The 22,846-nt window shown below is 71.6% G+C and carries 23 protein-coding genes and 1 tRNA gene; 8 read left to right on the top strand and 16 right to left on the bottom strand.

The window, feature by feature from the left end; genetic code table 11:
* Window positions 1-197 precede the first annotated feature (197 nt).
* Window positions 198-2,108 carry an AfsR/SARP family transcriptional regulator gene (locus AQI95_RS11670; protein WP_067121115.1) on the top strand — a complete coding sequence of 637 codons (1,911 nt, stop codon included), beginning with the start codon at window positions 198-200 and terminating at the stop codon, window positions 2,106-2,108.
* A gap of 158 nt (window positions 2,109-2,266) precedes the next feature.
* On the opposite strand, the gene AQI95_RS11665 is transcribed toward AQI95_RS11670, so the two are convergent.
* Window positions 2,267-3,499 (bottom strand): ATP-grasp domain-containing protein, encoded by a 1,233-nt coding sequence (locus AQI95_RS11665; protein ID WP_067121113.1) that lies wholly within the window; start codon window positions 3,497-3,499, stop codon window positions 2,267-2,269.
* A gap of 152 nt (window positions 3,500-3,651) precedes the next feature.
* Between AQI95_RS11665 and AQI95_RS11660 the strand changes: the two genes are divergently transcribed.
* The 4 genes from AQI95_RS11660 to AQI95_RS11645 all read left to right on the top strand — a co-directional run bounded on the left by AQI95_RS11660 (window position 3,652) and on the right by AQI95_RS11645 (window position 9,300).
* Entirely contained in the window at window positions 3,652-5,091 is a 1,440-nt protein-coding gene (locus AQI95_RS11660) for an ATP-grasp domain-containing protein (RefSeq protein WP_067121111.1), read from the top strand.
* Between the two features lie 50 nt (window positions 5,092-5,141).
* Window positions 5,142-6,476: an ATP-grasp domain-containing protein gene (locus AQI95_RS11655; protein ID WP_067121110.1), complete on the top strand. Its 1,335-nt coding sequence runs from the start codon at window positions 5,142-5,144 to the stop codon at window positions 6,474-6,476.
* A 5-nt stretch (window positions 6,477-6,481) separates the two neighbouring features.
* Window positions 6,482-7,723: an MFS transporter gene (locus AQI95_RS11650; protein WP_067121108.1), complete on the top strand. Its 1,242-nt coding sequence runs from the start codon at window positions 6,482-6,484 to the stop codon at window positions 7,721-7,723.
* A 398-nt stretch (window positions 7,724-8,121) separates the two neighbouring features.
* A complete protein-coding gene (locus AQI95_RS11645) occupies window positions 8,122-9,300 on the top strand; it encodes a hypothetical protein (protein WP_159056508.1) in 1,179 nt (392 codons plus the stop codon).
* A gap of 115 nt (window positions 9,301-9,415) precedes the next feature.
* Here the strand turns inward: AQI95_RS11645 and AQI95_RS11640 are convergent, their stop codons facing one another.
* The 3 genes from AQI95_RS11640 to AQI95_RS11630 are packed head-to-tail and all read right to left on the bottom strand — an operon-like array spanning window position 9,416 to window position 13,087.
* Window positions 9,416-11,935, bottom strand: a complete 2,520-nt coding sequence (locus AQI95_RS11640; RefSeq protein WP_067121104.1) for an FtsX-like permease family protein — start codon at window positions 11,933-11,935, stop codon at window positions 9,416-9,418.
* A gap of 8 nt (window positions 11,936-11,943) precedes the next feature.
* On the bottom strand, window positions 11,944-12,711 hold the full coding sequence (locus AQI95_RS11635) for an ABC transporter ATP-binding protein (protein ID WP_067121103.1): 768 nt from the start codon (window positions 12,709-12,711) through the stop codon (window positions 11,944-11,946).
* 4 nt (window positions 12,712-12,715) lie between these two features.
* Window positions 12,716-13,087 (bottom strand): MmpS family transport accessory protein, encoded by a 372-nt coding sequence (locus AQI95_RS11630; RefSeq protein ID WP_067121100.1) that lies wholly within the window; start codon window positions 13,085-13,087, stop codon window positions 12,716-12,718.
* 174 nt (window positions 13,088-13,261) lie between these two features.
* On the opposite strand from AQI95_RS11630, the gene AQI95_RS11625 reads away from it, so the two are divergent.
* The 3 genes from AQI95_RS11625 (at window position 13,262) to AQI95_RS11615 (ending at window position 15,434) form a co-directional block, all read left to right on the top strand.
* A complete protein-coding gene (locus tag AQI95_RS11625) occupies window positions 13,262-14,428 on the top strand; it encodes a sensor histidine kinase (protein ID WP_159056507.1) in 1,167 nt (388 codons plus the stop codon).
* Between the two features lie 22 nt (window positions 14,429-14,450).
* Complete coding sequence (locus AQI95_RS11620; protein WP_079071198.1) at window positions 14,451-15,110, top strand: response regulator transcription factor; 660 nt, start codon at window positions 14,451-14,453, stop codon at window positions 15,108-15,110.
* A 251-nt stretch (window positions 15,111-15,361) separates the two neighbouring features.
* A tRNA-Arg gene (locus tag AQI95_RS11615) sits at window positions 15,362-15,434 on the top strand.
* Between the two features lie 71 nt (window positions 15,435-15,505).
* Here AQI95_RS11615 and AQI95_RS11610 read toward each other — a convergent pair.
* From AQI95_RS11610 to AQI95_RS11560, 12 genes are all read right to left on the bottom strand, one after another.
* On the bottom strand, window positions 15,506-16,666 hold the full coding sequence (locus tag AQI95_RS11610) for a tyrosine-type recombinase/integrase (protein ID WP_107121605.1): 1,161 nt from the start codon (window positions 16,664-16,666) through the stop codon (window positions 15,506-15,508).
* A complete protein-coding gene (locus AQI95_RS11605) occupies window positions 16,666-16,854 on the bottom strand; it encodes a helix-turn-helix domain-containing protein (RefSeq protein WP_067121097.1) in 189 nt (62 codons plus the stop codon). Before AQI95_RS11605 ends, AQI95_RS11610 begins: the two co-directional genes overlap by 1 nt.
* Window positions 16,851-18,230, bottom strand: coding sequence for a replication initiator protein RepSA (gene repSA, locus AQI95_RS11600; protein ID WP_208614142.1), 1,380 nt, complete (start codon window positions 18,228-18,230; stop codon window positions 16,851-16,853). Before repSA ends, AQI95_RS11605 begins: the two co-directional genes overlap by 4 nt.
* 67 nt (window positions 18,231-18,297) lie before the next feature.
* On the bottom strand, window positions 18,298-18,615 hold the full coding sequence (locus AQI95_RS11595) for a SpdD-like protein (protein ID WP_067121093.1): 318 nt from the start codon (window positions 18,613-18,615) through the stop codon (window positions 18,298-18,300).
* A 24-nt stretch (window positions 18,616-18,639) separates the two neighbouring features.
* A complete protein-coding gene (locus AQI95_RS46450) occupies window positions 18,640-18,795 on the bottom strand; it encodes a hypothetical protein (protein ID WP_107121604.1) in 156 nt (51 codons plus the stop codon).
* A 12-nt stretch (window positions 18,796-18,807) separates the two neighbouring features.
* On the bottom strand, window positions 18,808-18,999 hold the full coding sequence (locus tag AQI95_RS11590) for a mobile element transfer protein (RefSeq protein WP_067121091.1): 192 nt from the start codon (window positions 18,997-18,999) through the stop codon (window positions 18,808-18,810).
* Between the two features lies 1 nt (window position 19,000).
* Window positions 19,001-19,195: a hypothetical protein gene (locus tag AQI95_RS11585; protein WP_067121089.1), complete on the bottom strand. Its 195-nt coding sequence runs from the start codon at window positions 19,193-19,195 to the stop codon at window positions 19,001-19,003.
* Between the two features lie 20 nt (window positions 19,196-19,215).
* Window positions 19,216-19,908 (bottom strand): DUF2637 domain-containing protein, encoded by a 693-nt coding sequence (locus AQI95_RS11580; protein ID WP_067121087.1) that lies wholly within the window; start codon window positions 19,906-19,908, stop codon window positions 19,216-19,218.
* Window positions 19,908-20,135 (bottom strand): hypothetical protein, encoded by a 228-nt coding sequence (locus AQI95_RS11575; protein ID WP_244188707.1) that lies wholly within the window; start codon window positions 20,133-20,135, stop codon window positions 19,908-19,910. Before AQI95_RS11575 ends, AQI95_RS11580 begins: the two co-directional genes overlap by 1 nt.
* Before the next feature lie 60 nt (window positions 20,136-20,195).
* A complete protein-coding gene (locus AQI95_RS11570; RefSeq protein WP_067121083.1) occupies window positions 20,196-21,551 on the bottom strand; it encodes an FtsK/SpoIIIE domain-containing protein in 1,356 nt (451 codons plus the stop codon).
* A gap of 2 nt (window positions 21,552-21,553) precedes the next feature.
* On the bottom strand, window positions 21,554-21,910 hold the full coding sequence (locus tag AQI95_RS11565) for an SCO3933 family regulatory protein (RefSeq protein WP_067121081.1): 357 nt from the start codon (window positions 21,908-21,910) through the stop codon (window positions 21,554-21,556).
* A 138-nt stretch (window positions 21,911-22,048) separates the two neighbouring features.
* Window positions 22,049-22,828: a GntR family transcriptional regulator gene (locus tag AQI95_RS11560; RefSeq protein WP_067121079.1), complete on the bottom strand. Its 780-nt coding sequence runs from the start codon at window positions 22,826-22,828 to the stop codon at window positions 22,049-22,051.
* Window positions 22,829-22,846: the final 18 nt, after the last annotated feature.

Below are 22,846 nucleotides of genomic sequence, written 5' to 3'. Positions count from 1 at the left end.
TGGGCAACTTGGCTCGCAAAAAAAACCTACGGGACAGAATATTCAGCGCTCAAGCGCCGTCTCACATCCCAAGACCCCCAACACCTCGCAGCTCAAAGGGAGTCGACAGCTCCGCTCGGAGCCCTTGTTGACCGACGAACGGGTGGGCAGTTATAAAACCTTCTCGAAGGTATCTTACGGAGACTGGAGGGACGACCGTGGAGTTCTCCGTGCTGGGACCCGTCGAGGTGCGTGACGGAATCGAGGACCTGACCCTCGCGGCTGCCAAGCCGCGCCGCGTGCTCGCCACCCTGCTGCTCAACGCCGGCCGGGTGGTCTCGCACGCCACGCTCATCGAGGAACTCTGGGACGAGAAGCCGCCGCGGCTCGCCCGGAAGACCATCCAGACCTACCTCTACCAGCTGCGCAAGGCCCTGGCCTCGGGCCCCTGCGGGGAGGCGCGGCAGTGGCTGGAGACCCGGCCGAACGGCTACCGGCTCCTGCTCCAGCCCGGCGAACTCGATCTGCACGCCTTCCAGCAGCGCGTCGCGCTCGGCCGCTCCTCGCTGGCGGACGGCGACCACGCCAGGGCCGCCCAGCTGCTGCGCGAGGCGCTCGGCCTGTGGCGCGGCGACGCGCTCGACGACGTACCGCACGGCCCCGTCCTCGCCGCCGAGGTGGCCCGGCTGGAGGAGACCAGGCTGGCCGCCCTGCAGCAGCGGATCGAGGCGGACCTGCGCCTCGGCCTGCACCGTGAACTCGTCGGTGAACTGCAGACGTTGACACGTCGGCACCCGCTGCGCGAGGAGTTCTCGGCCCAGCTGCTGCTCGCCGCGCACCGCTCCGGGCTGCGCGAGGAGGCACTCAGCTGCTACGCCCGGCTGCGCCGGGCCGTCGTCGAACACACCGGGCTCGAACCCTCCGAGCGGCTCCAGCGGCTGCACAGCGCCGTACTCGCCGACGCCCCCGCACTGAACACACCGGAACGGCCCGCCGCACCCCGCCCCGGCCACCGGCTGATCCGGCCGGCCGAGATCCCCGCCGGCATCGCCGAGATCGTCGGACGGACGGCCGAGACGGAGGCGCTGGAGCGGCAACTGGCCCGCTCCGCCGCGCTCGTCCCGCTGGTGGGCGCGCCCGGCACCGGCAAGACCGCGCTCGCGGTGCACGTGGCGCACCGGGTACGGGAACGCTTCCCCGACGGACAGCTCTTCCTCACCCTGCACGACGGCGAGGGCCGGCCGCTGGAGCCGCTGGCGGCGATGCGCAGCATGCTGCGCACGATCGCGCCCGGCGAGCCGCCGGCCTCGCTGGAGGAGGCCGCGCGGATGTTCCGCAGTTGGACGGCCGACCGCCGGGTGCTGGTCTTCCTGGACGACGCGGCCTCCGTCCACCAGGTGCTCCAACTGCTGCCCAGCGGGCAGAAGTGCGCCACGATCGTGACCAGCCGACGGCGCCTCGCCGGGCTGCCCGGCAGCGGCGGCGTCCGGCTCGACCGGCTCACCGCGCGGGAGGCGCTGGCACTCTTGGGCACGGTGGCGGGGCACGAACGGGTGGAGCGGGAGCGGGGCGCGGCGGCCGAACTGGTCGCCTGGTGCGAGGGGTTGCCGCTGGCCGTGTGGGCCGCGGGCCAGCGCCTGGCCGCGCGCCCGGCGCTCGGGGTGGCCGAGCTGGCCGCGCGGATGCGGGTGGAGCGGCAGCGGCTGGGCGAACTGCAGGCGGGCGACGTGGACGTACGGCAACGGATCGGTGCCGCCGTACGACGTCTCGGCGGGGCCGACGAACGGGCGCTGCGGACGCTGGCCGCGCTCGGCGACCGCCGGCTGGACCCCGGTGAGCTGGGCCGCACGCTCGACCTCAGCCCCGAGCGGACGGAGGCACTGGTCGAACGGTTCCTGGACGCCCATCTGATGCTGGACGGCGACACGGAGCCGGGCGTGCGCATCCCGGCCCTGGTCAGGCTCGCCTGCCTCGGCCCGACACCGCCCGCGCCGGGCGCGGCCTGCGCCCAGTCGGCGGCGCTCCCCCGCACCCTCCCCGACCGCCGCCTCTCCCCCCGCTCCCACCGCACCGTCCCCGCCGGCTCCCGCGCCCACTGCCGCACGGTGGCGTACTCGGCGCGGGGGTGATGCTGCGGGGGGAGGAGGGGGAGAGAGCGGGCGAGTACCGCTGGGGGTGGGTGCCGCGGGGATGTCGCCGGGCGAATACCACCGGAGACGGATGCCACCGGGGACGGATGCCACTGCACCGCCGCCGCACTGCCGCTGCACGCGGGGCGTCGCGCCCCTCACTCTTCCGTCGGTACGACCCGCACCTCCAGCCCCGCCAGGAGCTTGTCGGCCAGGGGGCCCGCGTCCGACGGGGTGGGTGTGCCGATGACGAAGACGCCGTGGCGTTCGAGGTTGGAGGTGGTGGGGTGGAGTGTGGTGCCAGGGGTGGCGGCGAGGTCGGCGGTGTGGATGTCCGGGTGGGAGGCGATGTCGGACCAGCCGGTGACGGCCGAGACCGTGCCGGAGGGCAGCGTGACGAAACGTGCCGCCGCGCCACGGCTGGGGGCCTCGGGCAGTAGGACGGGGCGGCCCAGCAGATCGTCGTACCAGGAGCCGTAGAGCTCCAGGCCGGGGTTGACCCACTCCGTCATCGCGTGGATCCAGTCGCCGCCCTGGCGCACATGCAGCTCGCCGAGGACCACGCCCTCGCCGGTCAGCCAGCACTCGACGTGGAACGGGCCGTGCCGCAGCCCCAGTGCGGCCAGCGCGCCGACGACCTCGGCGGTGATCGCCTCCGTGGCCTCGGGGCCGATCGGCGCCGGCATCGTGTGACCGCACTCCACGAACGACACCGGCAGCACCTGCTTCGCGGTCACCGCGAGCACCCGAGGCCGCCCGCCGGCGATCAGCCCCTCGACGCTGAACTCGGGTCCGCCGACGAAGGTCTCCACCAGCGCGACGCCCGCCGCGTCGCAGGACGCCGCGAACGCCGCCGTCATCTGCCGCGGCTCCTCGACCTGCTGCACCCCCTCGCTGCTCGAACCGCTGCGCGGCTTGACGATCACCGTGCCGCCGACCTCGCGATGGAAGTCCGCCGCGTCCTGCGCGCTGCGGCACAGTCGCAACTCCGGCTGGCAGAAGCCCAGGTCACGCAGACGTTCCCGGCATACGTCCTTCAGGCGCACCGTCCGCACCGCCTCGGGCGGGTTGCCCGGCAGGCCGAGCGCCGCCGCGACCTCCGCGGCGGCGACGACCGCGTACTCGCGGAAGGCCATCACCGCGTCGATGCGGTGCCGTTCGGCGTAGGCGGTCGCCCAGGCGACGCAGGCCTCGGGGTCGGTGAAGTCCAACTCGGCGACGTCGTCGGCCCGTTCCGTCAGTTCAGGCGCGGCGGCGAGGTTCTCGGCGACGTCCGTCAGCACGATCCGGCTGCCCCGGGCGCGGAGTTGGGCCAGGGCTCGCGCGCAGATGTCGTGCACGTACCCGGTCGCCGCCCCGGCGGCCCCGCCAATGATCAGTGTCGTCGTCATGGTTCCTCATCGCCTCGATGTCCAACGGGCCTTCACATCTGTCATCTTAGATGCTTAAGATGACATCGCCAAGACATCAACAGCACTGAAGATGACTTGCACTCTCTTCCTGTCATGACTGCACCGCCTGACCTGACTGCCCGAGGAGCGCCATGTCCGCCCGCAGCACCCATGCCGCCAGCACCCAGCAGACCGCCCTGATCGTGGAGCCGAACTCCTCAGGGATCGGCCTGGTCGACGCCGCCCAGCGCCTCGGGCTCAGGCCGCACGTGTTCGACCGCAAGCCCGTGGCCGAACTGCCCGCACAGGTACGCGCGGCCGTGCACGCCGGTTCGGCCGACTACACCCGCGTGGAGATCCGCGACCTGCCGACCGCGCTCCGGGCGAGCCGGGAACTGGCCGCCCGCACCGACCTGGTCGCCGTGGTACCGGGCTACGAGTACGCCGTCGACACCTGCGCCCACCTGGCCCAGGACCTCGGCCTGCCCGGCCTGGCCCCGGACGTGGTCGGGGCGCTGCGCGACAAGAAGCGGATGAAGGAGGTGCTGGCCGCGGCCGGCGTCCTGGTGGCCCGCAACCGCCTGGTCGGCACCGACGCCGACCCGGTCGCCGTACTGGCCGACGTGGGCGTACCGGCGGTGCTGAAGCCGGTCGACGGCTCCGGCAGCCAGTACGTGCGCCGCGTGGACGACGCCGCCGAACTCGCCGACTACTTCGCCGAGGTGGCGGCCAACCCGATCGAGGACTACGGCAAGCTGCTCGGCCCGTCCCTGCTGGCCGAGTCCTACGTCCAGGGCCCCGAGTACAGCGTCGAGGGCTACGTCGAGAACACGGGCGCGGGACCGCGCGTCCACGTCCTGGCCGTCACCGAGAAGCAGTTGGGGCCGGAGCCGACGTTCGTGGAGGTCGGGCACGCGGTGGACGCGCCCGTCTCCCCCGCCGAGCGGGAACGACTGGTGGACACCGCGCAGCGGGCGGTCCGCGCCCTGGGCATCACGGTCGGCTGCTTCCATCTGGAGGCCCGGCTGACCCCCGCCGGCCCCTGCGTCATGGAGGTCGGTGCCCGGCTCGGCGGGGACCGGATCCCGTGGCTGGTCCAGGCGGTCTGGGGCGCGGACATGTGGGAGCTGGCGGTGCGCTCCTTCGCCGGCCTGCCCCAGCCGGCCCGGCCGGCCCGCGAAGTGCCGCAGGGCGCGGCCGGGGTGCGCTTCTTCAGCGTCGAGGAGGAGTCCCGCTTCGACGACCCGGACGGACTGCTCGCCCGGCTGCTGCAGGTCGAGGGCTGCATCGAGGCCGAGGTCACGGCGGCGGCCGGCGCGGTACTGCGACCGGCGGTCGATCTGCACAGCCGGTTCGGGCACATCGCCCTGGCCGCACCGAGCCGGGCGGCGCTGGAGCAACGCATCGCCGAGGTCGACCGCTACGTCCGGGAGTCGGTGCGCACGCCCGTCGCCACCACCGCCTCCCCGTCCCCCGCCCCGTCCTCCTCCTACGCCCCTGCCCCCTCCTTCACCGCTGTCCCCACCTATGCCTACGCCGCCGCCGGTACCGGTACCGGTGCCCCGGTCACCATCACGGCCTGCGCCGTCTGAGCCGCCCGAGCACGAGCCCGCGCCCGCGCCCGCCGGAAGGAAGAGACTCCATGAAGATCCTGATCGTCAACCGCTGGGACGACGACCACCAGAGCGACTACGCCTCGCGCATCGACCACGAGCGGCACCAGGTCAGCTATGTGACCGTGCCGAAGCACGTGCCGCGCATCCCCGCCTCGGCCGAGCACATCCAGGTGGTGCCGGACCTGGCCGACCCCGAGCCGGTGATCGCCGCGGCCGTGGCGGCCCACCGGGCCGGCGGCCCCTTCGACAAGCTGCTGGCGCTCTCCGAGTTCGACCTGCTGACCGGCGCGACGATCCGCGAGCGGCTCGGCATACCCGGACCGGGCACCGAGGACGTCCTGGTCTTCCGGGACAAGACCCGGATGAAGGCCAGGGTCGCCGAGGCCGGACTGCGCGTGCCCAGGTTCCGCGAGATCACCTCCGTGGAGGAGGCGGAGGCGTTCCGCGCCGAACTGGACGGCCCGGTGGTGGTCAAGCCCCGCACCGGCGCGGCCAGCGTCGGCACCTTCGTGATCCGGCCGCAGGACGACCTGGCCGCCGTACTGCGCGAGACCGATCTCGGCGACTACGAGATCGAGGAGTTCGTCCAGGGCCCGGTCTGGCACCTGGACGGCCTGATGGCGGACAACCGCATGATCTTCGGCCGGGCCTCGCGCTACATGGACACCTGCTACGGCTTCTCCCAGGGCCGCCCGCTGGGCTCCGTCGTACGGACCGGCCCCGAGGCCGACGCGCTGCTCGCCTTCGCAGAGGCCTGCCTGCGCGCCCTCGGACTGGACCGGGGAGCCTTCCACTTCGAACTCATCCAGACGACGACCGGACCGGTCTTCCTGGAGGTCGGGGCGCGGTTCGGCGGCGGCGAGATCCCCTGGGTCTTCCAGGACGTCTACGGCGTCGACCTGATCGGCGACTGGATCCGCCTGGAACTCGGCGAGCCCCCCGTGACCCTCCCCCCGGCCGACCGCCCCGACACCGAGCACGGCGGCTTCCTGCTCGTCCCCGAACCACGCGGCAAGCGCCTCGTCTCGCGGCCCTCCATGGTCGGCACGGTGCCCGGCCTGTACGCCGAGGAACTGCCCGCCGCCGGGCACGAGTTCGACGGCAAGGGCGGCTACCGCTTCATCCTGGGCCGCTTCCGCTACCGGGCACCGAGCCCGACGGCGGTCGAACAGGCGATCCTGCGGACGCAGAGCGCATACGACTGCGTACTGGAAGACCTCGACGACACGCCGCACGACGGTCCGCGTGCCGTACACGACGACCCCGCCGCCATCGCGCCCGAGGCCCCGGCCGTGGCCGACGCGACGGACGCCCCCGCACCCACGCCCGCGTCCGCTCCCGCTCCGGCCGTGGTGGGGTGAGCGCCATGCTGACCGCCTACCGCCGGATCTTCTCCCACCCCGGAGCCCTGGCCTTCAGTTCGGCGGGCCTGCTCGCCCGCCTGGGCGTGGCGATGACCCGCTTCGCGATCGTCGCCATGCTGGCCCAGCGGCCGAGCGCGTACGCCCTGGCCGGGGCGGTGACCGCCACCCAGGCCATCAGCTACGCCGTCGTGGGCCCGCGGCTGGCCCGCGCCGTGGACCGGCACGGACAGCGACGGGTCCTGCTGCCCGCCGCCGCGGCGGGCAGTGCCGCGCTGGCCCTGCTCGCCCTCTTCTCCGCGCTGGGCGCCCCGAGTTGGACGCTGTTCGTGGCCGCGGCCGGCTCCGGCGTCATCCCCAACGCGGGATCGATGGTCCGCGCCCGCTGGGCCGCGCTGCTCGGCGGAACCGACGACCTCCACCCGGCCTACTCGCTGGAGTCGGTGGTCGACGAGGTCGTCTTCACCATCGGACCGGTGCTCGCGATCGGTCTGGCCACCACCGTCGCCCCGCAGAGCGCGCTGTTCACGGCCGCCGCGCTGCTGCTGCTCGGCTCCTGGCTGCTGGCCCGGCAGACGGCCACGGAGCCGCCGCGCACCGAGCGGTCCCGCACCGAGCGACGCGGCAGCGCACTGCGCTTCCCCGGCATGCCGGCCCTCGTCGTCGCCTTCCTGGCGATCGGCGCGATCTTCGCCTCCGTCGAGGTGGTCACCATGGCCTTCGCCGCGGACCTCGGCCACAAGGAACTGGCCAGCCCCGTCCTCGCGGTCTACGCGGTGGGCAGCGCGGTGGCGGGCCTGGTGTACGGCGGCCTGCGCCCACCGGGCACGCTGCGGCAGCGGCTGGTGGCGGGGGCGGCGCTCATGACGCTGACCATGCTGCCGCTGCTGGTGGCCGACGGACTGCTGGTCCTGGGCGTGGTGCTGTTCGTCGCGGGCGGCGCCTGCGCGCCGACACTGGCGACCGCGCTGGGCCTGATCGAGGCGACGGTGCCGCGCGAGCGGGTGACCGAGGGGATGACCTGGTCCAGCACCGGCCTGGGCTTCGGCATCGCCCTCGGAGCGGCACTGGCCGGCCAGGTGGTCGCCGCGGCGGACCCCCGCACGGCCTTCGCCGTCCCCGTCGCCTTCGGCCTGCTGGGCGTCGCCGCGGTCACCCTGGGCCTGCGCGGCGTACGCGCCGGACGAAGCCCGGCGACGGCCGAGGAGCCCGTGGCGACGGCGCCGACCGTACCGGCGGAGGTGTGAGGCCGGAATCCCGGAAGGAGTCCGGAGTTCCGGAAGGAGTCCGGAGTTCCGGAAGGAGTCCGGAGTTCCGGAAGGAGTCCGGAGTTCCGGAAGGAGTCCGGAGTTCCGGAAGGAGTCCGGAGTTCCGGAAGGAGTCCGGAGTTCCGGAAGGAGTCCGGAGTTCCGGAGGAAGGAACGACCCGGTTGCCGGTGCGGAACACCCGCAACCCACCTCCGCCCAAGGCACCTCCGCCCAAGGGACCTCCGCCCAAGGGACGTTCAAGCGGCGGACAAGCCGGGCCGCCGGGCGTTTCCGGGTCGGCCCACCCCTCTGGTCTGCTGGAGCAGCACGGGCTGACGAGCTCCCCGGGCCGCTCCCGAGCTTCTTCGCTGCCGACCGCAAACGAGGTGTGCTGCTCATGTTCGTACTGGTCGATCCCGTCTTCAGCGGAGCCGATCTGGCCCGCGCCTTCAAGGAACTGGGCGCCGACTGGATGCCCCTGTACACCGACGGTCCCGGGCGGACCACGGGCGGCGGGGCGGCCACGGCGGTGGAGCGGAAGCCGGCTTCGGTGCTCGCCGCCAGCCGCTTCGGCACCGAGTACGCCGAGCGCCTGGCGGCGGAACTCGGCCTGCCCCGGCACGACCCTCGGCAGGCCGTGGCCCGCCGCGACCTGGCCCTCATGGGGCAGACGCTCCGGGCGGCCGGCATACCGACGGTGCCGGGGACGTCGCTGACGATCGACACGGCGGCGGAGTCTGGGCCCGTGGTGCCGGCGCAGTGGGACACATGGCCCGCCGTGCTCCGGCCGGACTGCGCGGCGGACACGGGCGTCGCCGTGGAGGTGCACGACGCCGAGCAGACCCGGCATGCGCTCACCGCGCTGCGGACGCTCGCGCCGACGGCGGCCCTCCTGCACATCCCGGCCGGGGACGACACCTACCAGGTGCACACCGTCAGCTCAGCCGGGCGCCATCTGGTCGCGGAGGTCCAGCGGCACCACGAGACCGTCAAGGACGGCGTGACACGGCGGCGGCACAGCGAGAGCCTGGCCGGACTGAGCGAACCGGAGCGGCGACTGCTCACCGTCGTACCGGCCTGCCTGGACGCGCTCGGCATCCGCGAGGGCGCCGCCGTCACGGAACTGCGGCTCGGCCCCACCGGACCGGAGGTGGTCCGGGTACGGCCCGGCCTCGACGGCCCGCGCGGCTCGGACGACCCCTACTTCGCCGCCTTCGGCTTCACCCGGGCCCACCTGCTCGCCGAGAGCCTGCTGCACCCGGACCGTTTCGAGCAGCGCCTGGAGCGGGACTTCGTCCGCCCCCGCGGCCTGATCCGGATCGACCTGCGCCCGCCGCGGGACGCCTACGGCCGCCTCGCCGCGATCCCGGGCCTCAACCGCCTGCGCCGCCTGCCGGGCTTCCACAGCGTGGCGTCCCTGCCGGAATTCGGCACCCCCGCCCCGACCGACGCACTCGCTCCCTTCTCCTGGGGCGCGGCCTACTTCGTCCACGAGGACGACGACCTGCTCCGCAGCGCGGCCGCCGTCGTCCACGCCCTGGAGGACACGGGCGCGCTGTTCACCTTCTCCTCCTGACCACCCACCCCCGCGCCCCATCCGCCGACCTGTCCGGCCTGTCCGGCCTGTCCGGCCTGTCCGGCCTGTCGGAGATTGACGATCGTCGCGCCCTTCCTGAGCTGCGAGGACGTGGTCATTCCGCCCGCAGGGCCATCATGGGTGAGACCGCTGCCGAACGCAGGACCGGGATCACGGAGGCACCCAGCACGAGGGCCAGGGCGCCCACCGACGTCACCGCCAACTGCCCGTACGGGATCGTGAGGCTGCTGAGACCGGGCAGTGCGCCGAGCATCATCGCGCCGTAGAGCGAGCCCAGCGCGACGCCCGGGACGGCTGCGTACAAGCCGAGCAGTCCGGCTTCCCAGGCCAGCACGGAGCGCAGGCGCGAGCCGCGCATGCCCACCGCTCGCAGGACACCGTTCTCTCTCTCGCGCTCCGTCGAGGACAGGGTCAGGGTGATCGCCACACCCACGAGCGACACCAGCATGGTGATGCCGACCAGCCCCAGCGCCATGATCCGCAGCTGATCGACGGTCTGTCGCAGGGCGGCCCGTTCTTCGCCCTGGTAGGTGATGTGGAGCGAAGCGTTCGGCGGCAGCGCCTTGTCCAGCGGAGCGCGCAGGGACGACGGGTCGTCCGGGTGGACGGCGGTGACGTACAGGGACCGTACCGGGGCGTGAGGCGCCAGTTCGGCGAAGTCCCCCGGCAGGACGGCGACATCGCCCACCATGGGGGAGGTCTCGTCCGGGTGGATCAGGCCCACCTCGGCGCTGGACTTCCCGCCGCCGGACACCTGCAGCGAGATCCGGTCGCCGGGACGGACCCCGAGTGCCTCCGCCAGGGACGTGGAGATGGCTGCTTGTCCATGCCGTAGGCCTCCGCCGTGGGAGTCCGGTCGGCTGTCGGCGAGCAGCGCCGGGATCGCGCCGGGGTCGAGGCCTCGGACATCGGCCTCCTGGTGGCGGCCGTTGCCGCCGAGGGCAACGCCGTCCACTCGGTTGACGGGCACCGCCGCGCGGGTCTCGGGCAGTGCCGCCACGGCGTCTACCGCAGCCGGGGTCAGGGCCGACGAGCCGGTGGGCGACGCGTCGAGCACGACGTCGACCGGGTCGCGCTCCCGCAGCCGCTGGTCCGCTCCCTTCTCCACCGAAGCCAGCGCCACGAGCACCGCGGCGACCATGGTGACGCCCAGGGTGAGGACCGTCGCGCAGGCCGCGGTACGGCGCGCGGCACGGCCCAGGTTGCGCAACGCCAGAACACCGTCCAGCCCCGCCACCGCCCGCACGGGCCGGTGGAGGGCGCGTGCCGCGCGGCGCAGCAGTGCAGGGCCGAGCGCGAGGAGACAGCCGAACAGAGCGACCGCGGAGGCGAGTGAGCCGAGCCCCGCCGCGGCACCGTCCGCGCCGCCGGGACCGGCGAGGCCGATGAGGAGGAGCGCGCAGCCCAGGCAGAGCGCTCCGATCAGCGCGCGCGTCCGGCCGGTACGGTCCGCCACGTGGCGGGTGGCCGCCACGGACAGGGCGGCGACCGGTGCGACGCGCGCCGCGGCTCTCGCTGCCGGCATGGCCGCGGCGAGGGCGGCGAGCACGGAGACGAGCACACATCCGGACAGGGCCGGCGGCGAGATCTCGGGGCCGGGCAGGCCTCCGATTCCGGTGATCGCGAAGGAACAGCAGATCGCGGCGGCCGTCCCGACCGCACCGGCGATCAGACCGGAACCCGCGGCCTGCAGCAGCACGGACCGCGTCACCTGCCCCGGCCTCGCGCCCACGCAGCGCAGCAGGGCCAGCCGTGTCTGGTCCCGGACGAGCAGCACCCGGTACGTCGTGGAGACGATGAAGGTTCCGGCGAGCAGGGCCACCAAGACGAAGATCGTGAGCAGGGTGGACACGGTGGTGACCCGCTTGGATCCGCTCCCCTCCGCTCGCAGTGCGGAGCCGGTGCTTACGGAGAAGTCCGTGCCCAGCTCGCCCTGCACCGCGGAAGCCACCTCGGCGGCGGGGCGGTCCGTGACGCGGAGCAGCGCCTGCTGCCAGCCGCCGGTGCCCAGCCATGAACGGGCGTTGGCGGGCGTGGTGAGCACGGCGGCTCCCATGGCCGAAGGGGCCTGGACGACACCCGAGACCGTCACGGTCACCGTTCGGGCAGGAGCGCTCCGGGACGTGGCCGGGCCGTCGCCGGCCTGGGCGACGAGTGTGATCCGGCTGCCGACTCCCATTCCCGGCAGGCCGGCCAGCGCCCGCGTGAGCACGACTTCACCCGGCCCGTCAGGAAGGGTGCCCCGCAACGGGCGGACGACGGACTGCGGACCTGTGAGTGCCGTGCCGACCAACGGGTAGGGGTCACGGCCCGCGCCTCGCACACGCACGCTGCCCGTGGCCACGGGTTGGACCCCGGCCACCCCCGGTGCCTTCCCGAGTTCCTCGACCTGCTTGTCGTCGAGCGGCCGGGCGCCGTCCGCGCCGACCACCACGGCCGTCCCGGTGGCGACCGTGGAGAGGTCATCGGCCAGCTGCCGCTTCATGGTGTCGGTCAAGACGATCGAACCGGCCAGGAAGAAGGCGGTGACCATCAGTGTGCAGCCGGTGAGCAGCAGCCGTGACGGCCTTGCGGCGATCTGCCGTACGGCCGCCTTGGTCAGCCCCGATGCCATCAACGCCCTCACCGCTCACCGGGGTTCTGGAGCGCGTCGAGCACGGACTCGGGAGTGGGTTCGTCGACCCTGCCGCTGACGCGGCCGTCCAGCAGCAGCACGACGCGGTCGGAGTACGAGGCCGCCACCGGGTCGTGCGTGACCATCACCACCGTCTGACCGAACTCGCGGGTGGAGTAGCGCAGGAACTCCAGTACGTCCCGGCCGGACCTGGCGTCCAGATTCCCGGTGGGCTCGTCCGCGAAGACGACTGCGGGACGGGCCGCCAGCGCACGAGCGATGCCGATGCGCTGCTGCTGTCCACCGGACAACTGTGACGGCCGGCGAGAGAGGTGGTCACCGATCTGCAGGGCGCTCACGAGCGTGTCCAGCCAGCCCTGGTCGGGGCGGCGGCCCGCTATCTCCAGCGGCAGCAGAATGTTCTCGGAGCCGTTCAGCTCCGGTAGCAGGTGGTACTGCTGGAAGACGAAACCGATGCGATCGCGACGCAGGTCCGTGCGCTGCCGCTCGGACAGCGCAGTGATCTCGGTGTCCTCCAGGGTGATCGTGCCGGAGGACGGGCGGTCCAGGCCGGCAAGGCAGTGCATCAGGGTGGACTTCCCGGATCCGGAAGGTCCCATGACAGCCAGGAAGCTTCCCCTGTCGATCTCCAGGTCGACTCCGCGCAACGCCTGGACGCCTACCGCCGCCGTGGTGCCGGGCTTGTCCGCGCCGTACACCTTGGTGACGGCGGTCGCGCGGACCGCCGTACGAGCGGACACGCTCGTCAAGGTCATCGGATCAGCCCTTCAGGGAGACGGAGCACGACAGGTATCCCTTGGCGTCGGGCTTCTTCTCCTCTTCCTTGAGCTTGCCGTCGACGTAGATGCGACAGGTGGTGCCGGGGTCGGGGTTCTTGACGCCCACCTGGTTGAAGCCGAACCCGACGTTCTGGGCCACGCTCCAGGGCAGCTTCTGAACGTGCGCGATCTTCCCGCTGTTGTCGCCGGAGAAGCTGTAGACGACGTCGGCGCTGCCGGGGCCTGCCACCTCCATCTTCACGTCATAGCTGGGGCCCATCAGACCGCAGCCGGTGAGCGACACGGCTGCCGCGGCCAGGGCACCGGCCGTCAGCAGGGATGTGACATGAGTACGGAACGCGGGGAACGTCACGGCAGCTCCTGGTGAGGGGGAGGAAAATGCGCCTTGCACACGCATCATTCTGCGGAGCGGCCGACGGGTCGCGACGCCGTCGAAAGACCGCATTCGCTCCAGTGGCATCGGCCGAAAGTACGTACCGTTCCTCACCCTCCGAGGGCCGGCCGACGGCCGTCTAGACTTCCCGCCGTGCTCCGCTCTCTTCGGCTCACCCGCCCTGCGACGGCAGCCGCGCTGGGTCTGTGTGCGCTGCTGGTGCTGCTCGACACGGCTGTGGTGAGCGTCAGCCACGTCGGCCTGGCGGTCGTCGCGAGCGGGGTCACGGCTCTGGGCGCCGCCGCCGCGCAGTTGCGGCTGTACCGGTTCGGCCGGCAGTGGCTGGCCTGCGCCCTGTCCGTCGCCGTGGCGACCGTCTCGCTGCTGACCACGTCCCTGGTGGAGGGCACCGTACTGCAGCGCACCCCCGGGTGGGCAGAACTCCTCGGGCTGCTGGTGCTGTTGTGTCTCTCCTGCCGGTACGGGCGGACCGTGCCGCTCGTGTTGTCGGCCGTACCGCTCTTCGTGGCGGTGGTACGGATCGAGGGCCGCGCGCCGGCGCTGTCGGATCTACCGCTGCTCAAGGACATCGACGGCCTGTTCACCCTGCTTCCGGTGGCTTTCGTACTGCTGGGCGGCTACCTGCGGACCGAGGACGGCAGACGCCGGACCGCGGCGGAGAACGTACGCCGGGCAGAACGCCTCGACCTCGCCCGCGACCTGCACGATCACGTGGCCCACTACGTCACAGCGGTCGTCGTCCAGGCTCAGGCCGGTGAACACACCGCGGAACGTGATCCGGTCACGGCACGCAAGCTGTTCGCCAACATCGAGCAGACCGGCCAGGAAGGACTGGTGGCGATGAGCCGCATGGTCCGACTTCTGCGTGAAGCGGACGGAGCCATGACGGAGGCACCCGTCACTCCCGTCATGACGAGGATCGAGGCGCTCGTCCGCCAGTTCAGCGGCACCGGCCAACACGCCTGGCTGGACGTGGCCGACGACGTGGACGGTGCCGCCTGGTCGCCGCAACTCGCCAAATCGGTGGAACGACTGGTTCAGGAGGGCCTGACCAACATCCGCAAGCACGCCCGCACAGCGACCACCGTGCATGTCAAGCTGGAAACCGACGGAGCCCGACTCGTCGTCCGCGTACGTGACAACGCGGTCGGTCAGCAACGCGGCCGGGTGTGGTTCCGCCCCAGCGGCTTCGGCATGGTCGGCCTGTCGGAGCGGGTGGCCGAACTGGGCGGTGAGCTCAGCAGCGGCCGCATGCCCGAGGGCGGCTGGGAGCTGGCTGCGTCCATACCCGTGAAGTGAAGTGAGGAAGTGGGAAGTCGTAGTGAGCGTCTCTGTGGTGATCGCCGACGATCAGGAGATGGTGCGGATGGGCTTCCGCCTCATCCTGGAGGGGCAGGACGACATCTCCGTGGTCGGGGAGGCGTCCGACGGTGTCGAGGCGGTCGAGGCAGTTCACCGACTGCGACCGGACGTCTGCCTGATGGACATCCGCATGCCGAGGCTGGACGGTCTGGAGGCGACCAGGCGACTGCGCCAGGCACAGAGCGCTGCGACGGACGGTACGAAGGTCGTCATCCTGACGACCTTCGACATGGACGAGTACGTCTACGGAGCGATCCGCGCCGGCGCCAGCGGCTTCGTGGTCAAGAACTCCGGCCCCCGGCTGCTGATCGAAGCGGTGCATGCCGCTGTCAGCGGTGACTCCCTCATCTCGCCGTCCGTCACCGTCAGGCTCCTGAAACACCTGAGCAAACCATCGCGCGCCGAGACCGGAGCCGCCGCCGCACGACGGCTCACTCCCCAGGAACTCAAGGTCGTGAGCCTGGTCGCCCGCGGACACACGAACAACGAGATCGCCGAACGGCTGACTCTCTCGCTCAGCACCATCAAGAGTCACCTCAGCCGGGTCCAGGACAAACTACCGGCCCGCAACCGTGTGGAGATCGCAGCCTGGGCCTGGGAACACGGCGTGGTCGGCTGAGGCCGCCGCGAAGCGGCGCAGGCCGCCTCCGCAGAGCTGACGAGTGCGGTTGCAGAGACCACCGACCTCAGTGGCGGCGGCAGCGCACCCCGCAGATCATGAACCGGGCTGGGGCATCAGCCCCAGCCCACCAACCCCACCCTGATCCGCTACCCTGTCAGGGACCGCCACCTCGATGACGGTCCCCACCCTTGCCACAACCAGGCCGAATAGTCACTCAGAGTATTCAGCCACGTTTTACGCAAGGCCCCGCCTTCGTAGCTCAGGGGATAGAGCACCGCTCTCCTAAAGCGGGTGTCGCAGGTTCGAATCCTGCCGGGGGCACATGGGAAAAGGCCCCGGACCGATCATGGTCCGGGGCCTTTGACATCTACTTTTGACATCAACGGTGGCGATCAGTCGCGACCGGGGCGCCTCTTCCTGTTCCTGAGCAGCCGGTCCATGTGGCTCATGGCCTCGCGCTGCGTGTCCTGGACGACATGGGTGTAGACGTCCATGGTGATGCTGATCTGAGAGTGGCCGAGGATCTCCATCACGACGCGGGGCGCGACTCCGGCCGCCGTGAGGAGCGTGGCCGTGCCGTGGCGAGCGTCGTGCAGGCGGATGACGCGGAGGCCGGCGGACTCGGCGACGCGGGTGAAGGAGCGGTAGAGGTTGCGCGGCTCGACGGGACGGCCGGTGCGGGTGGCGAAGACGTAGTCGGAGTCCTGCCACCTCTCCCCCGCCTTGGTCCGAGCGGCTGCTTGCCGCATGCGGTGCCAGCGCAGGGGCGCGATACAGAGGGCGGGCAGCGGGACGGCGCGACGACGGCGGCTCTTGGGGTCATCGTCGTACAGGACGCCACGGCGGCGCTGGACCTGATGACGGACGTAGAGGACGCGGTTGTCGAGGTCGACGTCCGACCAGCGGAGGCCGACGATCTCTCCCCGACGGAGGCCCATGGCGATGGCGAGCACGAAGGCCGCGTAGAGCGGGTCCTTGCGCGAGGCGGCGAGGAAGTCGAGCGTCTCGTCCAGGGTCCAGGGGTGCAGCTCAGGCGTGTCCGTACGGGGCGGCTCTACGAGCTTGGCGACGTTGCGCGTGATCAGTTCCTCGCGGCAGGCGGAGGACAGTGCAGAGCGCAGAACTCGGTGCGATTCCTTGGCCGTTGCTGCGGTGGTGTCCTTCTCCAGGCGCACGAGGAACCGGCGGACGTCGGCGACGCCAAGGGATTCGAGCCGCTTGGTACCGAGGAGGGGCACCAGGTAGAGACGGACGTGCGCCTCGTACTTGTCGAAGGTGCTGAGCTTCCGGCGGGGCTTGATGACGTTGTCCAGCCAGTACGGCAGCCATTCCGAGAGCTTGGCCGACTTGGTGGGCACGGGCACGCCCTGGTCCACCTTGTCGAGCAGCGCCCGGCGCTTGGCGTCGCATTCCGCCCAGTCCTTGCCGTAGGCAAACTTGCGGGCGCGCGTGCCGTCCGGTTGGAGCACGTAGACCGCGCACTGAAAACGGCCGTCCTTGCGCTTGGTGATGGTCCCGGCGCCGTTCGGGTTGCGCTTGCGCTGACTGGCCATCAGGCAGCCTCCTCAATCCGACCGCGGACGAAGTCCGTGACGGCATCAGCGGGGATTCGACGGGCACCGTCGATCTTGATCGAGACCAGGCGGTGGGACCGGATCAGGTCATAGACCTTGGAGCGTCCGAGCTTCAGCCGAGTCATGACTTCCGGCACAGTCAGGAGCTGAGCGGTGGCGGTGGTCATGCTGCGGCTCCTTCGCGAGCGGGCTGGCCAGCAAGGGCGTCGCGGGCGGTCTCGCGGTTGAGTTGGAGATCGCGGGCGATGGTCGTGGCGAGGGCGGCTTCGCCCGGGGTGTGGCCGTGGCCGGCGTACTGCCAGTCGGCCAGGACGAGGACGGTGTCCGGCTCGCGATCGTCGAGGCCGAGGGCGGATGCCTCTTGGGCGGCGCGGTAGTCGGCGCGTTCCTGGCGTAGGGCGCCGAGGGTGGTGGAGTAGGTGCGGGACTTGGACGAGAAGTGGCCGCGGAAGCCGAGCATGTGGGCCCAGGCCCAGAGGCGGCGGTCCGGGTACAGGCTGTCCAGATCGCGGCACGCGGTGATGAGTCGCCGGGTGTGGTGGGGGACCTGGTGGCGGTCGAGTTCGGCGAGTTCGCCGATGCGGCGGTCGAGGGTGCCGGTGTTCTCGGCTGCTTTGGTGGCGTACTTGGCCACGTATGAGGCGACGGCCTGTTCGGTGATGTCGGAGCCGTCGCCGAAGGCCTTCACGGGCCGGACGTCGAGCTGTCGGCCCCAGCGGAAGGTACGGGCGGTCTGGTCACCGGCAGCCGGGACCGAGATGGACGTGTACGAGTGCGCTGCGGCGGCACGTACGGCTTCGGTGAGGAGGTCGACCGTGGCCCAGGCGGGCGGTGGCGTTCCGGCTCCCTCCGGGCCGTCGAGGCGTACGACAGCGTGGAAGTGCAGGGCACCGCGCTTCTGAAACTCGGCGACCTTGCCGTACGAGACGCGAAGGTGTTCGGCGAGTTCCCGGCGGGGCAGGCCGGCGCGGGCGGCGAGTTCGCGGCGGAGTCGCGTGGTGAAGCGCTGCCAGAGCTGTCCGGCGTGGTTGTTGAACAGCACGGCACCCGCGTAGTCGTAGGTGTCTGGGTCGAGGGCGGTGCCCAGCTCCGGAGCGTCGGGGGCGTGCGGGGTGCCAGCGCGGCAGGAGCCGTGGTCGGGGCGGTTGTGGACCGGGCCGAACGAGGGGGCCGTGAGGGTGGCGAAGACGCGCGGGTGATCGCGGACGGTGGCGGGTACGTCGCGGCGGTCGTCTCCGGCCAGGCCCGCGCGGATCAGGTGGTACGTGTCGCCCGCGTAGGTCCAGGCGCAGGACGGGCAGCGGGACGCACGGCGGTTGCCACAGGCGAGGCGGAGACGCCCGCCCGGCTCGTTCTCGGTGGAGTAGTGGTGCAGGGTCTCGCCGCTGGTCTTGTCCTTGTGGAGGACCCAGCCGGTGAGGTGGATCGGGTCGGAGCAGCCGCCGGTGCGGCGGATCTGGTCCTCCCAGCGGGCGTAGTCGGAGGCCGAGGCCACCCGGAGCACGTCCCCGAGGGTGATCGGGTCGAGCAGTGTGTCCGGCATGGGCGCCCTCGGTGTTGCGGGTGAGGCGCGGTGGGCCATGCTGGGTGTTCCTTCGCCCGGGTGCCGGTCAGCGACGCTTGGCGTCGGAGGCGAGCAGGGAGCGCAGGACGACGGCGCAGACGGCAACCGAGGCGCCAGTGATGGCGACCGCCAGGAGCAGCGAGACCAGGACGGCGCCGAGGACCAGGACGACGGCCGTGCCGCCGCCGACAAGGGCGAGCGCGGTGCCGGGGGTGAGCTGGACCGTGGGCCGGGACGGCGTCGGGGTCGTCGGAACAGCTGGCGGGGTCTCTGCGTTCCGGGTGACGGTGGTCGGCTCGACGACGGCGGACGGAGTGCTGAGGCCCGTCGGCATGGGCATGGTGGGGATCTTCGGGCGGAACATCGGTGATCTCCTCTCGCGGGCGGGCTACTTGACGAGGGCGTTGATGGCCGGGGCGAGGACGCTGTCGGCGAGGAGGAAGCCGCCAAGCAGGAGTACGGCGATGAGCCAGGCGGGCGGGCGGATGAGCTTGACGCCGAGGTAGCCGACGACGAGCAGCACGAACCAGAGCGGGACCTGCATGGCGGTGACCTCCTAGCGGATGCGGCAGCGGTGGGTGCGGGCGGCGAGCTGGGCGGCGGACTGGCTGGAGAAGTCGGAGGACCAGCCGCAGCCGTCCGATGTGCACACGGCGGCGTGCTTGGTCTGGCCGTGGCGGTCGCGGTGCGTGCCGATCTGTACCGGGCCGATACGCATCACGGAGTGGAAGTGGTCGCGGGCGGGCATGTCAGTCGGTCTCCTCTCGGGCCGTGGTCGGGGCAGGGAAGCTGGCGCGGATACCGGCGGCGGTGGCCGGGTCGGCGGTGCGCCGGGCGGCTTCCTCGGTAAGCAGGTGGGCGAGGAAGGGCCGGTTGGCGGAGGCCATCTCGCGGGCGCCGTCGAGGTAGTCGGAGGCGGTCAGGTCGGCGGGGTCACGGGTCATCGATCTCCCTCTCTTGCTGGTCAGGTGAGGTGGGCGGCGATGGCGTCGGCGAGGTGGGGCGGGACGCCGAGGCGGGAGCGCAGGGTGTCTGTATCGATCGGGGATCCGGTGCGGGTGCGGTACTCGTCGGCGACCTTGCGGGCGTGGTCGATCAGGACGGCGGGGACCGCAGGAGCAGTGGCAGGGGCCGGGGCGGGAACCTGGTCCGGAGAAGCGAGGGCTGGGCCTGACTCGGGTACAGCTCCCGTGACCGACGCGCGTCCGGCGTCTGGGATCGGATGCTCGGCCAGAGGCACCGACTCCTCCGCGTCCGCGACGGGTGCCGGCGGAACCGGTCCCGACTCCGCAGCCGAGGAGTGTGCGAGGAGCGTTCCGCCGAGGAAGGCGAGCGCAGGCCATCCGGCGATGCCGAGGCGGAGCAGGGCGGGCGGGTCGGCCAGGTCCAGGAACCCGGCCGTGGCTACGTTGGCGCCGAGCGAGGCGAACAGCGCGACGACGAACCAGCACCAGGCCAGTCGAGACGGGCCCTCACTGCGCAGCCGCCTCCAAGCCGCGACCATGAGCAGGTCGACACTGACCGGGTAGGCCCAGGCCTTCCAGCCGTTCTGTCCGGCAGCGGAGGCCATGTCGTGCAGATGGGCGAAGGACAGGGCACCGGCGATGACGGCCTGAACGAGGACCGCGTCGACCCGGAGGCCGTGACGGGGACCCATCAGGAGTCACCGGGGTAGGCGGGGCCGCCGTAGGGGTCGTAGCCGTCCGGGAACGTGCCGGGCGGGGGCTCGGGCAGCGAGACGGCGAGGGACGCGCTGACGGCTTCCACGAAGTCGAGGTCAGCGCCAACCATGTCGGCGTACAGGGCGAGTTGGCCGAGAAGGAGCACGGTCCGGGCGAAGTCCTCGCAGTTCGGGCACACGGCGGGGTCTCCCTTCTTTGGCATGGCGGGGGTAGGGACCTGGCGCGAAGGTGGTCGCGCCGACCGGTGGGGATCGGAGAGAGATCAGACGGCGGCCGAGGAAGCCTTGGCCAGCGACACTGGAGATGCGGCCGAGTCGGCGAGGGCGGGCCGGAACGGAGCCAGCTCTGGCAGGTCCGGGGTCCGGTCGGCGTGCCGGTTGCAGATGTTCACGGCCTGGCGGAGCGACGTGTGCGGGGCGCGGATGCGGTGCCACCCTCCGGAGGAGTCGCCCGAGATGGCGAGCCCCCGCATCTCGGCCGGGATCTGGATGGCGGCGAGGACGGCGTCCGGGGCGATGTCGCCGAAGGCCATGTTGGCGGATGACTCGTCGTTGACGCGGTGGGCGGTGCGGCCGGTGAGCTGGGCGCGGAGCATGGTGATGCCCTTGCCGAGCTCGGAGCCGAAGCGCTGGCCGCAGATTTCGAGGTAGATGCCGGCCGCGCGGCCGAGCTGGGCGAGGCGAACCAGGGAAGTGATGATCCGGTCCCGGCGCTTCTCCTCCTCCTTGCTCGCGTACAAGGCGAGTTCGGCGACCTCATCGACCAGGACCACGACGGGGACCGGGCGCAGGTGATCGGGCAGGTCCCAGATGTCGGCCGCGATCTCCGCGTCCGGCACGTCAGCGGTGATCCGCTGCTGAGCCCGGATGACCTGATAGATGCCCTCCATCCGGACCACGAGCGCATCGAGAACTTCGGCGGCGGTGTCGGGGTCGTCGGCCAGCGCGGAGAACCGGCGGGCCAACGGGAACAGTTCAACCCCCTGCTTGCAGTCGATGCCGACAAGGGCAACGTCCATCGGCGCGAGCCCGGCGACGAGGTTCCGCTGGTAGACGGACTTGCCGGACTCCGTGGCTCCGAGGGTGAGCGCGTGGGGTATCGCGCGATAGTCGCGGTAGTGCACCGAGCCGTCCTGCCGCAGGGCGACCGGCACCCGCATCGGCCGGACGTCGGTCTCGGCTGGCATCTGCACCCGCTTGAGCACGTCGTAGCCGGTCATCCGCACCTCTACGACGCCGGAGCGCAGCTCCCGCGAGGTCACGCCGTACATCGAGAACGAGTGCCGGAGCCGGTCCGAGGCGGCGGCGACGTCGAAGGCATCCTGTCCGGGACGGAGCTTGAGCCGCAGGACCAGACCGGTACGAGTCGGCCGCAGCCGCAGGATGCGCGGGGAACGGGGCTCCGGTATCGGCCGGTTGGTGGCACGGGCGAGAGCGAGCCGCCACCGCGCGGGCGGCACGGTTAACCCGCACGCGTCCATGACGGTGCCGTACCGTACCAGGACCCGCACCACGGCCAGCGTGACCCCGAAGGTCAACCAGTACCAGGCGGGGCGCCGCCACCGCAGGAGACCCACGGCGACGGCGACCAGCACCAGGGCGACCGTGAAGTCGGTCATGATCAGGCCGCCTTGGGCCCTGCGGCGGCGTCGGCGAGTGAGGTGACCGCGACCGCGCGGAACGCGATGCCGTGTCGCTTCTGGCCGTTGAAGTCGTTTTCCCAGGGCCGGGCGATCAGACCGGTGAGCGCGACCGGCGTGCCCATGGCCAGCTCGCCGGTGATGCCGGGCTCCGGGACGGTGATGGACAGGATCTCCACCTCCTCGTTCGCCGCGAACATCACGTCCACCGTCATCAGCTTCGCCCCGGTCTCGGTGTCGGTGGCGATCTCGCCGGTACGACGGTCACGCACCTTGACCTGCGGGGACTTGGCGACCATCACGACCGCGCCGGCGGTGTCGACGGGAATCTGACGCACAGAGATCACTCCTCTATAGATGCTGGACTCCGCCACTCATGTACATGAGTGACATGAAGAAGAGTGCCTCACTCCTGTACATGAGTCAACCCGCCGCGAAGAAGAACTCGCGACGGGTTACGGGAAGTTGAGCGGGCGTCAGTCGGCGGCGGGGATCCTGTACTCGAAAACGAACTGGTCAGCGGCCATGAGCGTGTCGCACACCTCCGCCACGAGACCCTCGGTCGTACGAGCCTCACGGATCAGATGAACCACCGGCGCACCCGGACTCAGCGCCAGCTCCGAGGCCTCCGCCTTCGAGGCCGGCCGCGCCTGCAACGTCTCGACGAACTCCGCGAACTCATGCCCGTGGTCTTCGAGTCGGGCGTAGATGCCACCGCCGCCGGGGTTCTCGGCAAACAACTCCGGAATCTCCTTCACCACGTCCCACGGCAGGTACGACGTCGCCGTCTCAACCGGGGTGCCGTTACGGAAGTAGAGGCGCCGGCGAGCCAGCACCTGCGCACCGACCGGGACGCCCAGGCGCCGGGCGGCATCCTCGGGCGCCTCCATGGGCCCGATGTAGAGAACACTGACCTTGGCAGCCGCACCGGACTGCGCGGACTCCGCGAGGTACGCCGCCTGCCCACCCTGCCGAAGCGAACGCCGGAAGCGATCGGAAGAGCGGTGGCGCACCGGAGGCCGGTTCTTCACAATCGAGCCCTTGCCGTGCCGAGTCTCGACCAGCCCACTCGCCCGCACCTCGACCATGGCCTTACGAATCGTCCCGCCGGACACGCCATAGCGATCCACCAGCTCAGACTCACTCGGCACCATGTCACCAGGCTTGAGAACCCCCGCCCGGATCTGCTGCACGATCTCATCCGCGATCTGCACGTACCGAGGCCCGGATCCGACCCCTCCAGTCGCAGTTCCCATAGTCCTTCCCTGCCTCCT

The organism is Streptomyces yokosukanensis (assembly GCF_001514035.1).
In the GTDB taxonomy this organism is placed as follows: Bacteria; Actinomycetota; Actinomycetes; order Streptomycetales; family Streptomycetaceae; genus Streptomyces; species Streptomyces yokosukanensis.
Note: the sequence above shows the minus strand (reverse complement) of the source record. Positions and strands in the feature narration are given on the sequence as shown.

What these genes read in the sequence shown, in the direction of transcription:
- AQI95_RS11595 (WP_067121093.1), bottom strand. Translation starts at nt 18,615, where the DNA reads ATGTTCCGCCCGAAGATCCCCACCATGCCCATGCCGACGGGCCTCAGC.
- AQI95_RS11560 (WP_067121079.1), bottom strand. Translation starts at nt 22,828, where the DNA reads ATGGGAACTGCGACTGGAGGGGTCGGATCCGGGCCTCGGTACGTGCAG.
- AQI95_RS11575 (WP_244188707.1), bottom strand. Translation starts at nt 20,135, where the DNA reads ATGCCAAAGAAGGGAGACCCCGCCGTGTGCCCGAACTGCGAGGACTTC.
- repSA (WP_208614142.1), bottom strand. Translation starts at nt 18,230, where the DNA reads ATGCCGGACACACTGCTCGACCCGATCACCCTCGGGGACGTGCTCCGG.
- AQI95_RS11640 (WP_067121104.1), bottom strand. Translation starts at nt 11,935, where the DNA reads ATGGCATCGGGGCTGACCAAGGCGGCCGTACGGCAGATCGCCGCAAGG.
- AQI95_RS11610 (WP_107121605.1), bottom strand. Translation starts at nt 16,666, where the DNA reads ATGGCCAGTCAGCGCAAGCGCAACCCGAACGGCGCCGGGACCATCACC.
- AQI95_RS11660 (WP_067121111.1), top strand. Translation starts at nt 3,652, where the DNA reads ATGTCCGCCCGCAGCACCCATGCCGCCAGCACCCAGCAGACCGCCCTG.
- AQI95_RS11570 (WP_067121083.1), bottom strand. Translation starts at nt 21,551, where the DNA reads ATGACCGACTTCACGGTCGCCCTGGTGCTGGTCGCCGTCGCCGTGGGT.
- AQI95_RS11605 (WP_067121097.1), bottom strand. Translation starts at nt 16,854, where the DNA reads ATGACCACCGCCACCGCTCAGCTCCTGACTGTGCCGGAAGTCATGACT.
- AQI95_RS11585 (WP_067121089.1), bottom strand. Translation starts at nt 19,195, where the DNA reads ATGACCCGTGACCCCGCCGACCTGACCGCCTCCGACTACCTCGACGGC.
- AQI95_RS11580 (WP_067121087.1), bottom strand. Translation starts at nt 19,908, where the DNA reads ATGGGTCCCCGTCACGGCCTCCGGGTCGACGCGGTCCTCGTTCAGGCC.
- AQI95_RS11665 (WP_067121113.1), bottom strand. Translation starts at nt 3,499, where the DNA reads ATGACGACGACACTGATCATTGGCGGGGCCGCCGGGGCGGCGACCGGG.
- AQI95_RS11650 (WP_067121108.1), top strand. Translation starts at nt 6,482, where the DNA reads ATGCTGACCGCCTACCGCCGGATCTTCTCCCACCCCGGAGCCCTGGCC.
- AQI95_RS11645 (WP_159056508.1), top strand. Translation starts at nt 8,122, where the DNA reads ATGTTCGTACTGGTCGATCCCGTCTTCAGCGGAGCCGATCTGGCCCGC.
- AQI95_RS11655 (WP_067121110.1), top strand. Translation starts at nt 5,142, where the DNA reads ATGAAGATCCTGATCGTCAACCGCTGGGACGACGACCACCAGAGCGAC.
- AQI95_RS11635 (WP_067121103.1), bottom strand. Translation starts at nt 12,711, where the DNA reads ATGACCTTGACGAGCGTGTCCGCTCGTACGGCGGTCCGCGCGACCGCC.
- AQI95_RS46450 (WP_107121604.1), bottom strand. Translation starts at nt 18,795, where the DNA reads ATGCAGGTCCCGCTCTGGTTCGTGCTGCTCGTCGTCGGCTACCTCGGC.
- AQI95_RS11590 (WP_067121091.1), bottom strand. Translation starts at nt 18,999, where the DNA reads ATGCCCGCCCGCGACCACTTCCACTCCGTGATGCGTATCGGCCCGGTA.